Here is a 19,240-nt window from a genome sequence, read left to right as displayed (position 1 = left end):
AGTTGCTGCTGTCGCCCGCCCTCAATACGAAACAAACCACTTGCGCGCGGGCCGTTTAAGCCCGCTTCGTTCTTTGGCTTGTCGGTACATTGAACCCTGAGGGTCGCCCTGACCGACCGACAACAAGCTGCTTGCGCTGGTCCACCGGCGCTCGGCCGTGAGGAATCGTTCCATGTCCAACGCCTATCTCGCCAAATCCCTGCCCGACGCCCACCGTGAGCCACCGGCAAGCAATGCCGATGCCCTGGCACGCGAGGAGCGTCGGGAAAACACCTCGATGTTGCTGCTGCTCGCCCCGGCGTTGTTCATGGTGGTGGTGCTGCTGATCCTGCCGATGTGCTGGCTGGCGTTCCAGTCGGTGCAGACCGAAGAAGGCTTCTCGCTGGCCAACTACGCGCGCATCTTCGAGGAACGCATCTACTGGGACACCTTCTACCTGACGTTCAAGATCAGCCTGATCGTGACCCTGTTGTCCATCGTCATGGGCTTTCCCATCGCCTACGCCGCCTCGCGCCTGCATGGCTTCTGGGCCAACCTGATTCTGATCTGCGTGATCCTGCCGTTCTGGACCAGCGTGCTGGTGCGCTCCTACGCCTGGCTGGTGTTGCTGCAACGGCGCGGCGTGGTCAATCAGACACTGCTGGACCTGGGCATCATCGACCAGCCGTTGAACATGATGCACAACACCACCGGCACGGTGATCGGCACCCTGCACGTGATGCTGCCGTTCATGGTGCTGCCGCTGTATTCGGTGATGAAGAAGATCCCGCAAGACCTGATGCAGGCCTCCGAGAGCCTGGGGGCGAAACCCTTCTACACCTTTCGTCGGGTGTTCCTGCCCATGGCCGCGCCCGGTGTGATGGCCGGTTCCATCCTGGTCTTCGTGATCTGCCTGGGCTTCTTCATCACCCCTGAACTGCTGGGCGGTGGCCGCACCATCCTGGTGTCGATGCTGGTGCAGCGCAACGTCGAGCTCTATCACGCCTGGGGCGCCGCGAGTGCGGTGGGCCTGGTGCTGTTGTTCGTGGTGTTCCTGATCTTCTGGGGCATCAACCGCTTCATCCCCATCGAACGCATCCTGGGAGCACGCTGATGAATACGCTTGCCTACCTGCGCCAGCTCCGCCTGTCGCACGTGCTGTTCACCGTGCTGGTCGCGGCGATTCTGCTGTACCTGATCGTGCCGGTGCTGATCGTGGTGCCGATGTCGTTCTCCGAGGCGCGCTTTCTGCAGTTCCCGCCCAAGGAATGGTCGCTGCGCTGGTATGAAGCCTTCTTCCAGAGCGCCGAGTGGATGTCGGCGGCGCGGGTCAGCCTGATCACGGCGGTGGTGACCACGGCGGTCAGCCTGCCGATCGGTATGGCCGCGGCCTACGCCATCAACAACTCGAGCCTGAAGGTGATTCGCACCCTGCAGATCGTGTTGCTGCTGCCCATGATGGTGCCGATCATCCTCATCGCGGCGGGAGTGTTTTTCGTCTACGCGCGGGTGGGGCTGATCAGTTCGCTGACCGGCCTCGTGCTGGCGCACATCATGCTGGCCCTGCCCTACGTGATCATCGCCCTGCTGGCCGGGCTGCGCAATTTCGACATGTCCCAGGAAATGGTCGCGCGCAGCCTGGGCATGAATCGCTTTCGCGCGTTCATGGCGGTGACCTTGCCGCAGATCAAGCCCAGCGTGATTTCGGCGACCCTGTTCGCGTTCATTACCTCGCTGGATGAAACGGTGGTGGCGCTGTTCATCTCCGGGGGCGACAACCAGACCCTGACCAAGCGCATGTTCACCGCGCTGCGCGACGAGATCGACCCGACGATCGCGGCGATCAGCTCGATCCTGATCCTGGCGTCGCTGATTCTGGTGGTGGTGGCTGGGCGGAACAAGCAGGGGTGATTTCAGGAGTGACTGTTCCGGCCTCTTCGCGGGCAGAGCCCGCTCCCACAGAAAATCTCCATTGCAGCAGCGGTTCATGTGGGAGCGGGGCGGGCGGCGAGCCCTCTGCCCGCGAAGAGGCCAGCACTGACACCCCCCAGCACAGCCTGCCGCCACCCCACCGCAATTCAGCATCCACGCCCCGCCGCGTGCCCCATCTCGGCATCGGCCACTGCGCGGACATTTCTACACTAGGTCCATCGTTCGGACTGCAAAGGCACCCTGATCATGTTGAAGCATTCACTGCGTGACCCTTCCCTGCTCGTCGAGCAGGCCTACGCCAACGGCCAGTGGATCAATGCCGATGACGGCGCCACCCTGGCGGTGACCAACCCCGCCGATGGCAGCACCATCGCCCACGTCCCGGCCCTGCAGGGCGCCGAAACCCAACGCGCGATCGCCGCGGCCGAAGCCTGTTTCGCCACCTGGCGCGAAGTGCCGGCGGCCGAGCGCGCCAAGCTCCTGGAAAAGTGGTACCAGCTGATCATGGACAACCAGGAAGACCTGGCGCTGATCATGACCGCCGAACAAGGCAAGCCCCTGACCGAGTCGCGCGGCGAAATCGCCTACGGCGCCAGTTTCGTCAAATGGTTCGCCGAGGAAGCCCGGCGCATCTACGGCGACACCATTCCTTCACCCACCGCCGACCGCCGCATTCTGGTGCTCAAGCAACCGATCGGCGTGGTCGCGGCGATCACTCCGTGGAATTTCCCCAATGCCATGATCACCCGCAAGTGCGCGCCGGCCCTGGCCGCCGGCTGCCCGGTGCTGGTCAAGCCCTCGGAGATGACCCCGCTGTCGGCCCTGGCCCTGGCGGTACTGGCCGAGCGCGCGGGCATTCCGGCCGGGGTGTTCAACGTGCTCACCGGCCTGCCGGCCGGCGTGGGCGGCGAAATGACCCGCAACCCGGCCGTGCGCAAGCTGTCGTTCACCGGTTCCACCCGCGTGGGCCAACTGCTGATGAGCCAGTGCGCCTCGACCATCAAGCGCCTGAGCCTGGAACTGGGCGGCAACGCGCCGTTCATCGTGTTCGACGACGCCGACCTGGACCTGGCCATCGCCGGAGTCATGCAGAGCAAGTTTCGCAACGCCGGGCAGACCTGCGTGTGCGCCAATCGCATCCTGGTGCAGGACGGCATCTATGCCCGTTTCGCCGAACGCCTGAAGGCGGCCGTGGCCGAGCTGAAAGTTGGCGATGGTCTGGCCGAAGGGGTGACCATCGGCCCATTGATCAATGCAGCGGCGGTGGACAAGGTGGCGCGCCACATCGGCGATGCGGTGGAAAAAGGCGCTACCGTGGCCATCGGCGGGTTGCCGCAAAACGATGGCCTGTACGTGCAGCCCACGGTGTTGCTGGACGCCAACGCCGACATGCTGCTGGCCGGTGAGGAAACCTTCGGCCCGGTGGCGCCGCTGTTCCGCTTCCATACCGAAGAAGAAGCCCTGGCACTGGCCAACGCCACCCCCTACGGCCTGGGCGCCTACTACTTCACTCAGGACATGCGCCGCGCCTGGCGCGTGGGCGAGCGCCTGGAGTTCGGCATGGTGGGCTTGAACACCGGGATCATTTCCATGGAGGTGGCGCCATTCGGCGGCATGAAGCAATCGGGCACCGGCCGCGAGGGTTCCAAGTACGGCCTGGATGAATTCCTCGAAGTGAAGGCCTGGCACATCGGCGGGTTGGGTTGAAGGCGGGGGGTCATGGCGGGCCTCATTCGCGGGCAGAGACCCGCTCCCACAGAGTCATGTGCACGTCTTGTGGGAGCGGGGCGGGCGGCGAGCCCTCTGCCCGCGAAGAGGCCGCCCCTGACACCCTCTCGAAACGACATTCTTGATCTCTTGGAGCACCACAGATGAATTTCACTGAAGGTTTCGAATCGGTCAGCGTCAACCAGGTCAGCAAGCACTACGGCAGCCTCAAGGCGCTGGACAACGTCAATCTCAAGGTCGAAGCCGGCGAGTTCATGTCGTTGCTCGGCCCGTCGGGCTCAGGCAAGACCACTTTGCTGAGCATCCTGGGCGGCTTCATCCGGGTCAGCTCCGGCAACATCCTGTTCGGCGAGCGCAACGTCACCCTGATGCCGCCGCACAAGCGCGAGATCGGCGTGGTGTTTCAGAACTACGCCCTGTTTCCGCACATGACCGTAGGCGAGAACGTGGCCTTCCCGTTGCGCGCCCGCGGCGAAAGCGCGAGCAAGAGCCGTGACCGGGTCAAGCAGGCGCTGGCCACGGTCGAGCTGGGCGGTTACGAAGAGCGTTCGATCGCAGCGCTTTCCGGCGGCCAGCGCCAGCGCGTGGCCCTGGCCCGGGCCATCGTCTTCGAGCCCAAACTGATTTTGATGGACGAGCCGCTGTCGGCCCTGGACAAGCAGCTGCGCGAAACCATGCAGATCGAACTGCGCGCCCTGCACAAGCGCCTGGGCGCGACCATGATCTACGTGACCCACGATCAGCGTGAAGCGCTGACCATGAGCGACCGCATCGCCATCATGCGCGGCGGGCAACTGGTCCAGGTCGACACCCCTCGCCGCCTGCACGATCACCCTTCGGACGACTTCGTCGCCAGCTTCATCGGTGAAAGCACCCTGGTGCCATTGCAACGCGGCGCGGACAACGGCTTGACTCTGGGTGCCACGCCGCTGCGCACCACCCGGCCGGTCCCGGCTTCGGGCGATGTGTTCCTGGCGCTGCAATCGGAAAAGCTGCTGCTGGACAGCGCCAGCGCCGGGCCTGAGTGGAATCGCTTGAGCGGGCGGGTTGCCGACATCGTCTTTCAGGGCGAAAGCCTGAAGGTTTTCGTCGACCTGGACGGCGGCCCAACGGTCAGCCTGCGCCAGCCCAGCCACCACGAAGGCAACCTGAGCCTGCCACCGATCGGCTCGCCGATGCTGATGCGACTGCACCCCGAAGACACCATCGTAGTGCCCCGCGCCGGGGTTTGAAGTGGATCAGTGCTGGCCTCTTCGCGGGCACAGGGCTCGCCGCCCGCCCCGCTCCCGCAGTTGTGCAGGTCCTTGTGGGAGCGGGCTCTGCCCGCGAAGAGGCCCTCACTGACACCCCTCCACCCAAACAACCCAAACAACCGAATCTACCGCCCCACCCGCAAAAAACAGGCAAACACCCCACCACAGCCCGCAACTTCGGTGCTTGTGATTTGCGCCACTCCTTATCCTGATCACATCACCCGCCACGCTCGGCGCTCACGGAGATCGAGATGAATTCTGCACTGACCGAAAATCAACGCCTGCTTGCCCTGCGCGAACAACACGTTCCCCGTGGCATCGCCACCGCCCACCCGGTAGTCGCCGCGCGCGCCCAGGGCGCCGAGTTGTGGGACGTGGACAACAAGCGCTTTCTGGATTTCGTCGGCGGCATCGGCGTGCTCAACGTCGGCCACAATCACCCGGCCGTGGTCGAGGCGGTGCGGCAGCAGGTGGGCAAGGTCTCCCATGTCAGCTTCCAGGTGGCGGCCTACGAGACCTACATCGACGTGGCGGCGCGGCTCAATGCCCTGATCGGCGTGGATGAGCACTACAAAACGGTGCTGTTCACTTCCGGCGCCGAAGCGGTGGAAAACGCCATCAAGATCGCCCGCAGCCACACCAACCGGCCGGCGGTGATTTCGTTCCGCGGGGGCTTCCACGGCCGCACCCTTCTGGGCGTGACCCTGACCGGCATGAGCCAACCCTACAAACAGAACTTCGGCCCGTTCCCGGCGGAGATCTATCACGCCAGTTACCCCAATGCCTACCGCGGCATCAGCAGCGAGGACGCCCTGGCGCAGTTGCACGAACTGTTCGCCAGCGACGTGGCACCGGATCGCGTGGCGGCGATCCTGATCGAGCCGGTGCAGGGCGACGGCGGTTTTCTGGCCGCGCCGGTCGAATTCCTCCAGGCGCTGCGCGCGCTGTGCACGCAACATGGCATCGTCCTGATAGCCGATGAGATCCAGGCCGGTTTCGGTCGTACGGGGAAAATGTTCGGCTTCCAGCATGCCGGTATCCAGCCGGATCTGGTCACCGTGGCCAAGTCCCTGGCCGGTGGCATGCCGCTGTCGGGCGTGGTGGGTCGGGCTGAAATGATGGATGCACCGACCCCAGGCGGTTTGGGCGGGACCTATGGGGGTAACGCCGTGGCCTGCGCGGCGGCACTGGCGGTGCTGGACCTGTTCGAACGTGAGGATCTGCTGGCCCGGGGCGAGCAACGCGCGTTGCAGTTGCGCGACGGTTTGCTGGCATTGCAGAAACGTTACCCGCGCATTGGTGAAGTGCGTGGCCTGGGCTTCATGCTGGCGATCGAGATGGTCAAGGACGATGCCGCGCACAGCCCGGATGTCGACCTCACCCAACGCGTCATCGACGAGGCGCGCCATGCGGGGCTGCTGGTGATCAAGTGTGGTTTGTACCGCAACGTGGTGCGTTTCCTGGCGCCGCTGGTGACCACCGAGGAGCAGGTGGCAGAGGCCTTGCAGATGCTCGACAAGGCATTGGCAAAAGCCGGGGCCTGACTGTGGGAGCGGGGCGGGCGGCGCGCTCTTCGCGGCCACGGGCCGCTCCTACGCCGGAAAAGCTGTAGAAGTCTGCAGGGAAGCCACTCATACCGTCGCTCGGGAGCCGATCATGAAAGTCACACAGTACAAGGCGCTGGGGTTCTCCTATGCCACCCTGGTCGACCGTGAACGGGGCATTCTCGAAGGCCTGCGACCCTTGTCGGTGCAGAGCCGAACGCCCAGCAGCGACGAGCAACTGCTGGGCGCCTATCGCGAGATCGCCCAGGAGCTTGGCCAGGCGGGCGGCAACGCCAGTGCCAGCGCTTTCCACGGCCAGCTGTACCAACGCATGGCGCACCGATTGCATGTGATTCCCGGCTGGGATGAAAGTGTTGCCTTCGGTAGCTCGTCAGCCCATTGGCCGATCTTCGAAGACGCACCCGGTGCCCTGCAATACCTGAGCAAGTTCTACCGGTTGATACTGATCGCCCCACCCCAGGGTATCGATGTCGGCGCCCTGACCCAACGTTTGCCGGTGGCATTCGATGCGGTCATCGAGCCTTGCAACGACGCCTGGCACAGCAGCCTCGCCAGCGAGCTGCAGCGCCTGGACCTGGAGCGTTCGCAGCTACTGCCGGTGCGCAGTACCGAAACGGATGACCCATGGAACCTGCGTGTGGATTTTCCGGTGTGCACCCTGCACCGCGATCATCGCCAGCCATGGAATCTTTCGCCCCAGGCTCTGGACGGCAAGCGCTGTGAGTACGCCAGCCTTGCGGACCTCGCCCATGCCCATCAAACGGCATTGCACGCCTGAGGCCCACGTTCATGTTCTGACTTGACGAGGTTCACCCCATGGATGCTGCAACGAAACTGGATCGCATCGACATCAATATCCTGGTGCAACTGCAGAAGGACGGGCGCATGACCAACGTCAGCCTTGCCGAAGCGGTGGGCCTGTCACCCAGCCCCTGCCTGCAACGGGTCAAGCGCTTGGAATCGGCGGGCTACATCAGTGGCTACGAAGCGCACGTCAACCTGGCCAAGTTCGCCAGCTCCGTCACGGTGTTCACCGAAGTGACCCTGTCGGACCACAAGCGCGCCGATTTCGTGAAGTTCGAATCCAGCATCCGCAACATCGACGAGGTGCTCGAATGCCATTTGATCAGCGGTGGGTATGACTACCTGGTGCGGTTCCTGTGCAGCAGCATCCAGCACTACCAGGAATTGATGGAGTCGATCCTCGACAAGAACATCGGCATCGACAAGTATTTCAGCTACATCGTCATCAAGAGCCCGGTGCTCAAGAGCGCCGTGCCGTTGCGCAGTCTGGTGCGGGCGGTTTGACAGCCGCACAGCCAGCCAGCACACCAATCCCCTGTAACAGCGGCGCAAGCCGCGTCCGCTGGTCACACGGTCTCAACTCAATATGCAGAACACCTTGCGCACCGTCTGCGTGCTGGCCCAGGCATTGGTCGCGCCTGCCGGCACTACCACGACCTCCCCTGCGCTTACCGTGCACGCCTCGCCCTGCTCGGGCGTGAGGGTCACGGCGCCTTCCAGGATGAACATCAGCTCGCTGTAGCCTGGCTGCACCTGCTTGCGCGCATAGGCCTCGCACTGCCACAGACCGATGCGCAGATTGGCCGCGCTGAACAGCGTTTCGCTCCAGGCCTTCGGGGTCGGCGTGAGCAGTACCGTGGCGGCCGGTGGATCGCTGGGCGGCAGTGATTGGGTGAAGTCGATCTTCAGCGGCGTGTTCGGCATGTCGTTGCTCGGCGGCAAACCGGGGAAGGCCATGAACAGGCGGCGCAACTGCCCCCGATGCTGCCAGCGCACCGCCACGCCACGAGGCACCACGAAACAATCGCCGGCCTTCAACCGCAGGTCGAAACCCTCGCCTTGCAGGGTCAACTCGCCCGCCTCCACGACCCCCAACTCGACCCAGGGAAAGTCTTCGATCAAGAGGTTGGCGCCGACACTGGTCGAGGCACCCACGGCATAACCCGTGCGCGGATCATGAAAATGCACGGTGCGCCCGGCCGCCAGTGGGTCGTCCTGCAAGGCAAAGGCTGCCAAGGGCAATTGGCGGTCCGCAGGAGGTTGTGAGTAATGCAGGATCGGGGGCATAAGGCTCGTCTTGGCAATGAGGTTCGCGGCTCAGCGGCCGATGGCATCCAGCAGTTGTTGCCAACCGGCGGCCAGGCGTACCCCGGGCGCGCGGAAGGCATGCAGGGGAATGGGTTTGAAGGTATCGCCCGCCAGCAGCCCCAGTTGCACCGGCTCGCCGGCAGTCATGGCGGCCAGTTGCTTGCCCATGTAGGTGGACATCGCCACACCACCGCCGTTGTAGCCGATGGCATAGAAGCTGCGCGGGTCCAGCTGACCGGCGTGAGGCAGGTAATCGAGGGTCATGGCCACCAGCCCCGACCAGCGAAACGTCACGGGCTGGTCACGCAGAATCGGGAACACCACGCCCATGCTGCGTTGCAGGGTGGCGAAGGCACTGTCCGAGTCGTTCTTGCCGAACGCACCGCGGCCACCGAAGATCAGCCGGTCGCCAACCACGCGGAACCAGCGCAGCATGCGTTTGGTGTCGCCACAGACCTGACCGCCGGGCATGAGTCTGGCCAGTACATCGGCGGGCAGTGGTGCGGTGGCGATGATGGCGCTACGAAACGGGATCAGTCGTCGATGCAGGGTGTCGGTCGCGGCGCTCTGGTCGGAATAGCCATTGGTGGCATACACCACCTGTTTGGCACTGACCCGACCCTGGGGCGTCTGCACGATCACCCGGTCGGCCTCTTGGCGAACCTGCAACGCCGGGCTGTTGATGAACATCTTCACGCCCCGTTCGTGCAGGCTGTTGGCCATGCCACGGGCGTAGTTGAGCGGATGAATGCCGCCCGCCTTCGGCGTCAGCAGCCCACCGTGGAAAATGCTCGATCCGGTCATCTCCTGCACCTGGGCGGCATCGATCATCCGTGACGACTCGCCGCCGGTTTCGCGCTTGATCCACTCGGCGGTGTTGCGCAGCCCGGTCAGGGCAAGCTCGTTGTGGGCCGCGGCGATGTGCCCACCCATGTGCAGTTGGGCGTCTTCGATGCCCAGGCTTTCGACCATTTCCACCAGGCTGTCCACAGCGGCATAGCCGGTGCGATACATGTGCAACGCGGTGTCGCGGTCGAAGCGTTGCATCAGGGCAGGAAAGCCGACGCGAAACTTGGGCGACACCACGCCGCCGTTCCGGCCGCTGGCCCCCCAGGCCAGGGTATTGGCTTCCAGAATCAACGGCTCGCGACCGCTCAGGGCAATGTGATGCGCCGCCGAGAGCCCGGTATAGCCGGCGCCGACGATCACCACGTCGCACTGCCGGTCGCCCTGCAGCGCTTGCAGTGCCGGCCCCGGTCGGGCGGTGGCCGCCCACAAACTCTTCACAGTCATAGCCGGTTTCCACGAGAGGCGGCGCTCCAGATGAGCGCCGCGGTTGTCAGCCCAGTTCCTGCTCGACCGCGTCGGCCAGTTGCGCCAGCGAGGTGAAGTGGTAATGCGGCTTGGTGTGCTCGGATTCCAGGGTGCCGCCGCTGCCTTTCTGCGCGTGGCGACGCTCGATCCAGCAGGTCTGGTAGCCCAGACGCATCGCCACGCCGATGTCGTGGTACTGGCTCTGGGCGACGTGGAGGATCTCTTCGAAGACGATGCCCTGCGTGGCCAGTACGCCACGGGTGTAGGCGAAGAACTGCGGATCGGGCTTCTCGAAGCGCACGTCGTCGACCGTCACCCGCACATCGAAGGGCTCGTCGAGGGTCTTGGCCATGTGGTTCAGGGCCCAGATCTGCGAATTGGTGGTGGCCACCAGCTTGAAGTGCTTGTGCAGACGCTTGAGCGCTTCGACCGAGTCCGGGAAGGCGGGGAAGTTTTCCACGGCCAGTGCCAGGCCGCGGGCATATTCGTCGTTGTCCGGCAGGCCGAGCTTGCCGGCGATCAGGTGGTAGCAGCGCTCCAGGTCGTCCGGCCACCAGCCCGAGTCGGGCATGGCACGGGCTTCGCGGTAGGCCTTGAGAATGTCGTCGTCGCTGCACGCCTTGCCCGCTTCACCGGCCACTTCGCGCACATGGTTGAGAATGCCGGCTTCGAAATCGATCAGGGTGCCGACAACATCGAACGTCAGGGCTTTGAACTGCTTGAATGACATAGGGCGCTCCGCAGGATGAACCAAGGGAAGATGCTGGGTGTGGTTCAATTATCAGCCGGGTGAATCGCCATATGTTCTGTTTTGTCCTTACCTGAGGGCATAACCTACCGTTTTTCCCGCGATCGCGGCATACCTGGGTTCAGGACGCCTCGGCGATCTTTGCGGCCAGGTCCAGCTGAGGGTAAAGCAGGTCGATTCGCGCGATGTCGGCCTGCATCTCATCGATGATCCACTGGCGCACGCTTTCGACGATCGGCCGGCTGGGACGGTTGGCCGGGGTCACCAGGCAGCAGCGCCGGGCACTGACGGTCACCGCATCGCCCACCGGCAGCAATTGCCCGTTGGCCAGGCAGTGCGACACCACGTTGAGCCAGCCCAGTGCCATGCCCTGACCAAGCAAAGCCGCCTGCACGACCACGGCATAATCGGAAAACACCAGGGCACTGTCGATGCGCCCGCCGTGGTCGAAAGGCGCGGCCCAGGCGCGGTCCTGGTTGTCCATGTGGATCAGCGCCGGGGCTGCGCTCTTGCCTTTGCCGCCCGGCACTGCAGAGCGGTACTGGGGGCTGCACACCGGCAGGGTGATTTCCGGCAGAACCAGGCTGTCTGCGGCTTTGACGCTACCAACGTCGAGGTAGCGCATGCCCAGGTCGACATCCATCAACGGCCCGCCGATGCGCCCGGACATCAGCTGGTAGCGCATGTCCACCGAAGGGAAACGCTCGCTGAAACGGCTCATGCGCGGCATCAGCCAGTGAGTGGTGAACGCGGTGGAAACGGACAGGGTAATGGTTTCCATACCCGTGGCGCGGGCGGAGATTTCGCTGATGGCCGATTCGATGATGTCGAAGCCTTCCTGGACCCGGCGATAGAGAATGGTCCCACTTTCGGTGAGCCGCGCGCCGCCACGAACGCGCTCGAACAGCTGCACCCCGAGATGATCTTCCAGCCGCGAAAGCATGCGGCTGACCGCAGGCTGACTGACGCACAGCTCGTCGGCCGCCCGGGTAAAACTGCCGCAACGCGCCGCCGCCTCGAAAACGAACAAGGAGCCGGAACTGGGCAGTTTTCTGCGAAGATTGGACATGACCTGAGTTTATGCCTGGGAAAACTATTAGTAAATTGCCGTGACACTGAAACCCTTCCTATCCTGACCACCAGCCCGACGCGTCGGCAACACACGCGGTATGCCTGACACACCGCACAAACCCAACCACGTGCGCGGTCCCCTGTAGCAGCGGCGCAAGCCGCGTCGGCGACACACACGGTATGCCTGACACACCGCACAACCCCGGACGCGGCTCGCGCCGCTGCTACAGGGGTGATGCAAGCCGCGTCGGCGGCACACACGGTATGCCTGACACACCGCACAACCCCGGACGCGTGCGCGGTCCCTGTAGCAGCGGCGCAAGCCGCGTCGGCGGCACACGCGGTGCGCCTGACAGACCGCACAACCCCGGACGCGGCTCGCGCCGCTGCTACGGGTACGCAGGGGCATCGGTTTTTTTCATCACGGGTGGAGAGCGATTTTGGACAACGCGTTGAAGTTCTATATAGACGGTCGCTGGGTCGAGCCCTCCGGCGCGCGGCGCCTGGCGGTAATCAACCCGGCCACCGAGCAGGCCTTTGCCGAAATCGCCTTGGGTGAGCAGGCAGACGTGGATGCAGCCGTTGCGGCGGCGCGGCGGGCCTTTGCCGAGTTTGCCTTTACCACTCCAGCCGAGCGCAAGGCGCTGCTCGAACGGATTCTCGAGTCCTTCATGGCCCGCTACGACGACATCGCCGCCGCCATCATGCAGGAGGTCGGCGCGCCGCAGGCCCTGGCCCATGACTGGCAGGCCGGCATCGGCAAGCGGCACCTTGAGCAGATGCTGCGCACCCTGGACAGCTTCGAGTTTCGCAAGAGCCGCGGCACCACGCTGATCAACCAGGAACCCGTGGGCGTGGTGGCCTTGATCACCCCCTGGAACTGGCCGATCAACCAGATCGCCTGCAAGGTGGCACCCGCCTTGGCCGCCGGCTGTACCCTGGTCCTCAAGCCCAGCGAAATCGCGCCGATCAACGCGCTCATTTTCGCTGAAGTGATGCACGACGCCGGCGTGCCTGCGGGTGTGTTCAACCTGATCAACGGCGACGGCCCCACCGTGGGTGCCGCCATGGCGTGTCACCCGGACGTGGACATGGTCTCGTTCACCGGCTCGACCCGGGCCGGCGTGGAAGTGGCGCGCCTGGCCGCGCCGACGGTCAAGCGCGTGCATCAGGAACTGGGCGGCAAGTCAGCGAACATTCTGCTCGACGATGTGGACCTGCAGGCGGCCGTGACGGCGGGGGTCAACGGCTGTTTCGGCAACAGCGGCCAGTCCTGCAACGCACCGACACGCATGCTGGTGCCCGCTGCGCTGCACGATCAGGCCGTGGCCATCGCTCGCCAGGCGGCATCGACCCATCGAGTCGGCGCGCCCGACGATCCTTCGACAACCCTGGGCCCGGTCATCAGTGAGCGGCAATACCGGGCGATCCAGCGGATGATCGCCATCGGCATCGACGAAGGCGCGCAGTTGGTGTGTGGCGGCCTGGGCCGGCCAGCCGGTCTGGGCACTGGCTACTACGTGCAGCCGACGATCTTCGCCGGGGTTGATGTGCAGATGACCATTGCCCGCGAAGAGATCTTCGGTCCGGTGCTGGTGATCCAGCCGTATGCCAATGAACAGGACGCGGTGCGCATGGCCAACGACAGCGTGTTCGGGCTGGCGGCGTACGTACAGTCAGCGAGCCTGGAGCGCGCTCGCCAGGTGGCCTTGCAGATGCGCGCCGGGAGTGTCTACATCAACTACCCAAGCTGGGATCCTGCGGCCCCGTTCGGGGGTTACAAGCAGTCCGGCAATGGCCGCGAATATGCCGAGTGGGGGCTGGAAGCGTTTCTGGAGGTGAAGGGTATCGTCGGCTGGGGGATCTGAAACACCGCGGCGTCCTTTTCGCGGCCACGGACCGCTCCTACGGTTCATTGCAAGCCAACTGTAGGAGCGGTCATCGGCCGCGAATCAGGCACCGCAAGCTATCTGAAGAAATGCAGCGTCACCCCGCCTTGATCAGATCGGCGATGCGCTCGGCGATCATGATGGTCGGCACGTTGGTGTTGGCGCACGGAATCGCCGGCATCAGCGACGCATCGCACACCCGCAATCCCGTCACGCCGATCACCCGCCCATCGTTCAAGGTCACGGCTTGGGGATCGTCCGCCCGGCCCATGCGGCAGGTGCCCGACGGGTGCCAGGTGCCACCCACGTTGGCTCGCACGAATTCGCTCAATGCTCGATCATCAGCCAACAGCTTGTCCAAGGTTACCCCTTGGGTCACCAGGCCACGCACCACCCATCCGCGCAAGGGGCCGGCAATGTCCAGCAGCAGGCTCAACACCCCGCGCTGCAAGGCATTGAAGCGTCCCGGCATGGCCACCTTGGCCACCCTTGGCGAATAGCTCGATGGAAACACCACGGAGCGCAAAGGGTCCAGGCCCGGTGCCGACAACGTCTCGGCGCCCATGCGCAGGGCCTGCTTCAAACGCTGCAGGTCGCGTGCTTCGGACAGCATCGAAAAACGGACATCCGGTTCCTGCAACGGATCCAGCGACGTCACCTGCACCCGTCCGCGCGAGTAGGATTTATTCACCCAGAAGAACATCGTGCCCAGGCGATAACCCACCGAATGCCAGCCGGAACGCGAGAGGATCGCCCCGTGCATGTCACCCGGCACGGTGCCCGGCAGCCCGGATGAAAAACGCACGATCGCCTGTTCGTGATGCTCGTCGACGTGCGGCGTGCGGCCCTGAGTGGTCAGCAGCGCCGACACGGCGATCGACGGATGCTCCATCAGATTGCCGCCCACGCCTGGCCGGTCGGCCACCAGCGGCACGCCCAGGTCCAGTAGCTGGTCCAGCGGTCCGACCCCGCTGCGGATCAACAGCGCCGGACTGTGGATCGCCCCGGCACAGACGATCACCTCTGCCGCGTGCAGCTCCTCGACCGCGCCAGCCCGATCCAGCACGCGCGCGCCGACGGCCTGCGTGCCCCTGAACAACACGCGGTCCACCACACACTCGGTACGCAGCGTCAGGTTGGGCCGCGCACGAACCTCGTCGGTGAGGTAGCACACCGACACCGGAATCCGCTCGCCCTGCTCGCTCACCCCGATCGCGCCCACGTAGACGCCATCCTGCCACTCCCCGTTCTGATCCGCCCGAGTGGGCAAGCCACGGGACGCCAACACCCCCATGACCCCCTTGACGAAGGGCGACAGGAACGCCGGTGCCGTACGCCGGATGCGCACCGGCCCGGTATCACCGTGCAGGGGTCCGCTGAAATCACAGTCAGTTTCCAGTTTGCGAAAGTACGGCAGGCAGCTGTCCCAGCTCCAGCCCTCGGCGCCCAGCCGTCCCCACTCATCGTAGTCGTCCGGCGCACCGCGGTTGGTCATCAGCGCGTTGATCGCCGAGCCACCCCCGAGCAGGCGCGCCTGCTCGTAGCGACGGCTGCCCTGGGCGGCCATGCGCGCGGTCAGGCGCTGCCAGATGTTGCGTACATCCAGATAGGCACGACCGGGGTATCGGCTGGCAATGGCCGCAGGCATCTTGCCCGGCGCAATGTCACGCCCCGCTTCCACCAGGCACACACGCTTGTTCGGGTCTTCGGACAGCCGCGCGGCCAGCACGCAGCCCGCACTGCCACCGCCGAGAATCAGATAGTCGATCACGCTTGCGGCCGCCTTACTGGACGAATTTCAACCAACGGTCCTTGGCGGCAATGCCTTCGGCCGACGACCACCACTCTTCGGACATCAGCGCCTGCTTGGCGGCGTTTTCCGGCGAGCTCGGCAGCTCCTTGCCCCGTTCGGCGCTGAGCTTGCCGGTGGCGAAGGCAGCCGGGTTGCCTGGCCCGTAGTCGATGTACTTGGGCAGGTCGGCCTGCAGCTCGGGCGACACAGCGGTGTCGACGAACTTGACCGCCTGGGCCAGGTTCGGCGCGTTCTTGAGGATGCACAGCTGGGTGTTCTGCAAAATGCCGTCGCTGTAGGTGAAGTCGACATCGGCGTTGTCTTTCTTCACCGCACCCACGCGGCCGTTCCAGATCATCAGCATGTCCACTTCACCGTCATTGAGCAGTTGCGCCGACTGCCCGCCCGAACTCCACCACACAGCAATGTCCGGCTTGATCTGGGCCAGGCGCTTGTAGGCGCGGTCGACGTCCAGCGGATAGAGCTTGTCGCGCGGCACACCGTCGGAGATCAGCGCCGCTTCGAGGGTGCCCATGGGGTCGTTGCGCAAGGCGCGGGTGCCGGGGAAGTCCTTGACGTTCCAGAAGTCGGCCCAGCTCTGTGGCACCTTCTTCAGGGTCTTGGTGTTGTAGCCCAGTACCGAGGAATAGAACTCATAGGCCACCGAATACGGCGTGCGATAGGCTTCGGGCATGCCCTTTACGTTGGGCATCTTCGCCAAGTCCAGCGGTTCGATCAGGCCTTCGCGGCCGCCGCGGAGGCAGTTCGAAGGTGGGGTGTCGATCACGTCCCACACCGGCTTGCCGGTTTCGCCCTGGGCCTTGACCATGGGCCAGGCGTCCGGAACGCTGTCCTGCTTGATGGTGATACCCAGCAGTTTGGCGGCCGGGTCGAGGATGGCCTTGGTTTGCGCTTCCTGGTAGACGCCACCTTGGGAGACGAAGGTAATCTGCTCGGCCTGAGCGGTCGTTGCGCACGCCATGGCCACGTACAACAGGGATAGAACAGCACCGAAAGACAAGGTTTTCATGGCAAATCATCCTGTAGTTAGATTAATTCGGCAGCGACAAAAACCTCGACGGGTAACCCATGTTTGCACCGGTTCTGTATTTTTGTTCGACCGAGCGGGATCGCTGGAAGGTACAAGACGAAAACCCAGGACGACAATGCACCATTAGTCAGTATCACCATGATTTCAGGTTATGAATCCCAACCCCGGCACACCCCCTGTAGCAGCGGCGCGAGCCGCGTCACCAACGTCGCAGTAAACCTGACCCACCGCATACACCCCAAACGCGAAACGAGCCCCTGTAGCAGCGGCGCAAGCCGCGTCACCAACGCCGCGGTACACCTGACCCACCGCGTGGACCCCACACGCGAAACAAGCCCCTGTAGCAGCGGCGCAAGCCGCGTCACCAACGCCGCGGTACACCTGACCCACCGCATGCAGGCCGGACGCGGCTCGCGCCGCTGCTACAGGACGCAGGTGCCGGTCAGCCGTGTTCCAGCATGGCGAACGGCAATCGTTGGCCAAGCGCCTCGCGCAGGTAATGCACGAAGGCGACGATGCGCTGGGGCGTGTGACGCCGTTGCTGGTACACCGCGTACACGTCGGCCTGCGGCGCCTGATGGTCGGTCAGCAGCGCCCGCAACCGGCCACTCTCCAGATGCGCCTGCACATCCCAGCGCGAGCGCAGGATCACACCGTGACCGTCCAGCGCCCAGCCCAGCGCCACCTCGCCGTCATTGCTCGACAGCGTCCCAGTGACCTTGTGCGCATAGTCGCGGCCGTCCTTGTGAAAGCGCCAGATGGCGTAATCGCTGCCAAACTGGCGCAGCACGATGCAATTGTGCGCCGCCAGATCGGCCACCTGGGTCGGTGCAGGCATGTTCTCAAGGTATCCGGGCGCCGCGCACAGCACCCGCGGATTCTCCAGCAGACGGATGGCGATGAGCCGTGAATCGGGCGGCTCGCCCATGAACACACCCAGGTCGAACTGATCGTCGAGCAGACTCATCGGCTGGCTGCTCAGCTCCAGGGAAACCTCCAATTCAGGATGCAGGCGTGCAAATGCCGAGACCACCCGGGCCAGGTGCCTGCGGCCAAAGCCCAGGGTGGCATTGATCCGCAACCGGCCATGCAGAGTCGGCTGACGCGTACCCAGCGCACTTTCCAGTTCATCGAGCTGGCGCAAAATCGGCCGCCCGCCCTCCAGGTACAGCTCGCCTTCGGGGGTCAGCGACAAGCGTCGCGTCGTGCGTTGCAGCAACTGCACGCCCAGGCGCTGCTCCAGCTGGCTCAGACGCTTGCTCACCGCCGGCAGTGAAAGACCCAAGTGGCGCGCGACGTCGGTCAGGCTGGCGCGAGTCGCCACCTGCTGAAAGAAGCTCAGGTCATCGATCATGCTCATGGATTGTTTACCTGAATCTAAGAATGGCTTAACCGGCAGGCCAATTATTAATCCTTGAACACTGATTACACTGAGTCCACAGGTTCATCAACCCATGCATCAATGACATGCATCAATGACTGGAGTGCAGCATGAGCAAGTCCACTTACAAGATCGCGGTGATCCCCGGTGACGGCATCGGCAAGGAAGTCATGCCCGAAGGGGTTCGCGTGCTCGACGCCGTGGCCGCCCGCCACGACCTGCACTTGCAGTGGGACTGGTTCGACTTTGCCAGTGCCGATTACTACCTGGCCCACGGCAAGATGATGCCCGATGACTGGTTCGAGACGCTCAAGGGCTACGACGCGATCTACTTCGGCGCCGTGGGCTGGCCCGATGTGGTGCCCGACCATGTTTCGCTGTGGGATTCGCTGCTGCAATTCCGCCGCGAGTTCGACCAGTACGTCAACCTGCGTCCCTGCCGCTTGATGCCTGGGGTCAAGGCACCACTGGCCAATCGCAAGCCCGGCGACATCGATTTCTGGGTGGTGCGCGAGAACACCGAAGGTGAGTATTCCAGCGTGGGCGGCAAGATGTTCCCCGGCACCGACCGCGAGATCGTTCTCCAGGAAACGGTGATGACCCGCGTTGGCGTGGACCGCATTCTCAAGTTCGCCTACGACCTGGCGCAAAGCCGACCCAAGAAACACCTGACCTCGGCGACCAAATCCAACGGCATTGCCATCACCATGCCGTACTGGGACGAACGCGTGGCCGAAATGGGCAAGCAGTACCCGGACGTCAACGTCGACAAGTACCACATCGACATTCTCACGGCCAACTTCGTGCTGCATCCGGACTGGTTCGATGTGGTGGTGGCCAGCAACCTGTTCGGCGACATCCTCTCCGACCTGGGTCCGGCCTGCACCGGCACCATCGGTATTGCGCCGTCGGCCAACATCAACCCGGAGCGCAACTTCCCCAGCCTGTTCGAACCGGTGCACGGCTCGGCGCCGGACATCGCCGGCAAGGGCGTGGCCAATCCGATCGGGCAGATCTGGTGCGGCGCCATGATGCTCGAACACCTCGGCCATCCGGAAGCAGGTGCGGCGGTTCTGGCGGCCATCGAAAAGGTCTTGGCCATGGGCCCGGAACAGGCGCCCCTTACCGCCGATATCGGCGGCACCGGTACCACCCGCGCCTTGGGCGAGGCCATCGCCGCCGCCTGCTGACGCCGCGATACACCTGACACACCCTAGCTCCCCTGTGGGAGCGGGCTCTGCCCGCGAAACAAGCGCTGCGATACCTCTGACGCACCCCAGCCCCCCTGTGGGAGCGGGCTCTGCCCGCGAAACAAGCGCTGCGATACCTCTGACGCACCCCAGCCCCCTGTGGGAGCGGGCTCTGCCCGAAACAAGCGCTGCGGTACCTCTGACACACCGCGGCGCCCCGTTCGCGGGCAGAGCC

The 19,240-nt window shown here is 64.3% G+C and carries 16 protein-coding genes; 9 read left to right on the top strand and 7 right to left on the bottom strand.

Annotated features, from left to right (window positions below; translation table 11 throughout):
- Positions 1-172 precede the first annotated feature (172 nt).
- The 7 genes from QMX89_RS12015 (at position 173) to QMX89_RS11985 (ending at position 7,765) form a co-directional block, all read left to right on the top strand.
- Positions 173-1,093, top strand: a complete 921-nt coding sequence (locus QMX89_RS12015) for an ABC transporter permease (protein ID WP_049861595.1) — start codon at positions 173-175, stop codon at positions 1,091-1,093.
- Positions 1,093-1,890, top strand: a complete 798-nt coding sequence (locus QMX89_RS12010) for an ABC transporter permease (RefSeq protein ID WP_282348338.1) — start codon at positions 1,093-1,095, stop codon at positions 1,888-1,890. The genes QMX89_RS12015 and QMX89_RS12010 overlap by 1 nt, the downstream gene beginning before the upstream one ends.
- A 267-nt stretch (positions 1,891-2,157) precedes the next feature.
- A complete protein-coding gene (locus tag QMX89_RS12005; RefSeq protein ID WP_282348337.1) occupies positions 2,158-3,618 on the top strand; it encodes an NAD-dependent succinate-semialdehyde dehydrogenase in 1,461 nt (486 codons plus the stop codon).
- 164 nt (positions 3,619-3,782) lie between these two features.
- Positions 3,783-4,871 (top strand): ABC transporter ATP-binding protein, encoded by a 1,089-nt coding sequence (locus QMX89_RS12000; protein WP_056844544.1) that lies wholly within the window; start codon positions 3,783-3,785, stop codon positions 4,869-4,871.
- A 272-nt stretch (positions 4,872-5,143) separates the two neighbouring features.
- Positions 5,144-6,436 carry a 4-aminobutyrate--2-oxoglutarate transaminase gene (gene gabT, locus QMX89_RS11995; RefSeq protein WP_282348336.1) on the top strand — a complete coding sequence of 431 codons (1,293 nt, stop codon included), beginning with the start codon at positions 5,144-5,146 and terminating at the stop codon, positions 6,434-6,436.
- Positions 6,437-6,548: 112 nt separating this feature from the next.
- Positions 6,549-7,235: a hypothetical protein gene (locus QMX89_RS11990; RefSeq protein ID WP_192000826.1), complete on the top strand. Its 687-nt coding sequence runs from the start codon at positions 6,549-6,551 to the stop codon at positions 7,233-7,235.
- Positions 7,236-7,273: 38 nt separating this feature from the next.
- Positions 7,274-7,765 carry an Lrp/AsnC family transcriptional regulator gene (locus QMX89_RS11985; RefSeq protein WP_043191751.1) on the top strand — a complete coding sequence of 164 codons (492 nt, stop codon included), beginning with the start codon at positions 7,274-7,276 and terminating at the stop codon, positions 7,763-7,765.
- Between the two features lie 72 nt (positions 7,766-7,837).
- Here the strand turns inward: QMX89_RS11985 and QMX89_RS11980 are convergent, their stop codons facing one another.
- The 4 genes from QMX89_RS11980 to QMX89_RS11965 all read right to left on the bottom strand — a co-directional run bounded on the left by QMX89_RS11980 (position 7,838) and on the right by QMX89_RS11965 (position 11,700).
- Positions 7,838-8,548 (bottom strand): cupin domain-containing protein, encoded by a 711-nt coding sequence (locus tag QMX89_RS11980; RefSeq protein WP_192000828.1) that lies wholly within the window; start codon positions 8,546-8,548, stop codon positions 7,838-7,840.
- A 30-nt stretch (positions 8,549-8,578) separates the two neighbouring features.
- On the bottom strand, positions 8,579-9,862 hold the full coding sequence (locus QMX89_RS11975) for an FAD-binding oxidoreductase (protein ID WP_282348334.1): 1,284 nt from the start codon (positions 9,860-9,862) through the stop codon (positions 8,579-8,581).
- A 46-nt stretch (positions 9,863-9,908) separates the two neighbouring features.
- Positions 9,909-10,613, bottom strand: a complete 705-nt coding sequence (locus QMX89_RS11970; RefSeq protein WP_049861587.1) for an HAD-IA family hydrolase — start codon at positions 10,611-10,613, stop codon at positions 9,909-9,911.
- A gap of 139 nt (positions 10,614-10,752) precedes the next feature.
- Entirely contained in the window at positions 10,753-11,700 is a 948-nt protein-coding gene (locus tag QMX89_RS11965; protein WP_282348332.1) for a LysR family transcriptional regulator, read from the bottom strand.
- A 442-nt stretch (positions 11,701-12,142) separates the two neighbouring features.
- On the opposite strand from QMX89_RS11965, the gene QMX89_RS11960 reads away from it, so the two are divergent.
- Positions 12,143-13,570 carry an aldehyde dehydrogenase family protein gene (locus QMX89_RS11960; protein ID WP_282348329.1) on the top strand — a complete coding sequence of 476 codons (1,428 nt, stop codon included), beginning with the start codon at positions 12,143-12,145 and terminating at the stop codon, positions 13,568-13,570.
- Positions 13,571-13,688: 118 nt separating this feature from the next.
- On the opposite strand, the gene QMX89_RS11955 is transcribed toward QMX89_RS11960, so the two are convergent.
- The 3 genes from QMX89_RS11955 to QMX89_RS11945 form a co-directional block, all read right to left on the bottom strand.
- Positions 13,689-15,362 (bottom strand): GMC family oxidoreductase N-terminal domain-containing protein, encoded by a 1,674-nt coding sequence (locus tag QMX89_RS11955; RefSeq protein WP_282348328.1) that lies wholly within the window; start codon positions 15,360-15,362, stop codon positions 13,689-13,691.
- Positions 15,363-15,375: 13 nt separating this feature from the next.
- Positions 15,376-16,413 carry an ABC transporter substrate-binding protein gene (locus QMX89_RS11950; RefSeq protein ID WP_282348327.1) on the bottom strand — a complete coding sequence of 346 codons (1,038 nt, stop codon included), beginning with the start codon at positions 16,411-16,413 and terminating at the stop codon, positions 15,376-15,378.
- A gap of 463 nt (positions 16,414-16,876) precedes the next feature.
- Positions 16,877-17,794, bottom strand: coding sequence for a LysR substrate-binding domain-containing protein (locus tag QMX89_RS11945; RefSeq protein ID WP_282348326.1), 918 nt, complete (start codon positions 17,792-17,794; stop codon positions 16,877-16,879).
- A gap of 131 nt (positions 17,795-17,925) precedes the next feature.
- Between QMX89_RS11945 and QMX89_RS11940 the strand changes: the two genes are divergently transcribed.
- Positions 17,926-19,005, top strand: a complete 1,080-nt coding sequence (locus QMX89_RS11940) for a tartrate dehydrogenase (protein ID WP_056844554.1) — start codon at positions 17,926-17,928, stop codon at positions 19,003-19,005.
- Positions 19,006-19,240 lie beyond the last annotated feature (235 nt).

Source organism: Pseudomonas sp. PS01301 (assembly GCF_029960215.1).
GTDB classification, from domain to species: Bacteria; Pseudomonadota; Gammaproteobacteria; order Pseudomonadales; family Pseudomonadaceae; genus Aquipseudomonas; species Aquipseudomonas coleopterorum.
This window is presented reverse-complemented; position numbering and strand designations above follow the sequence as displayed.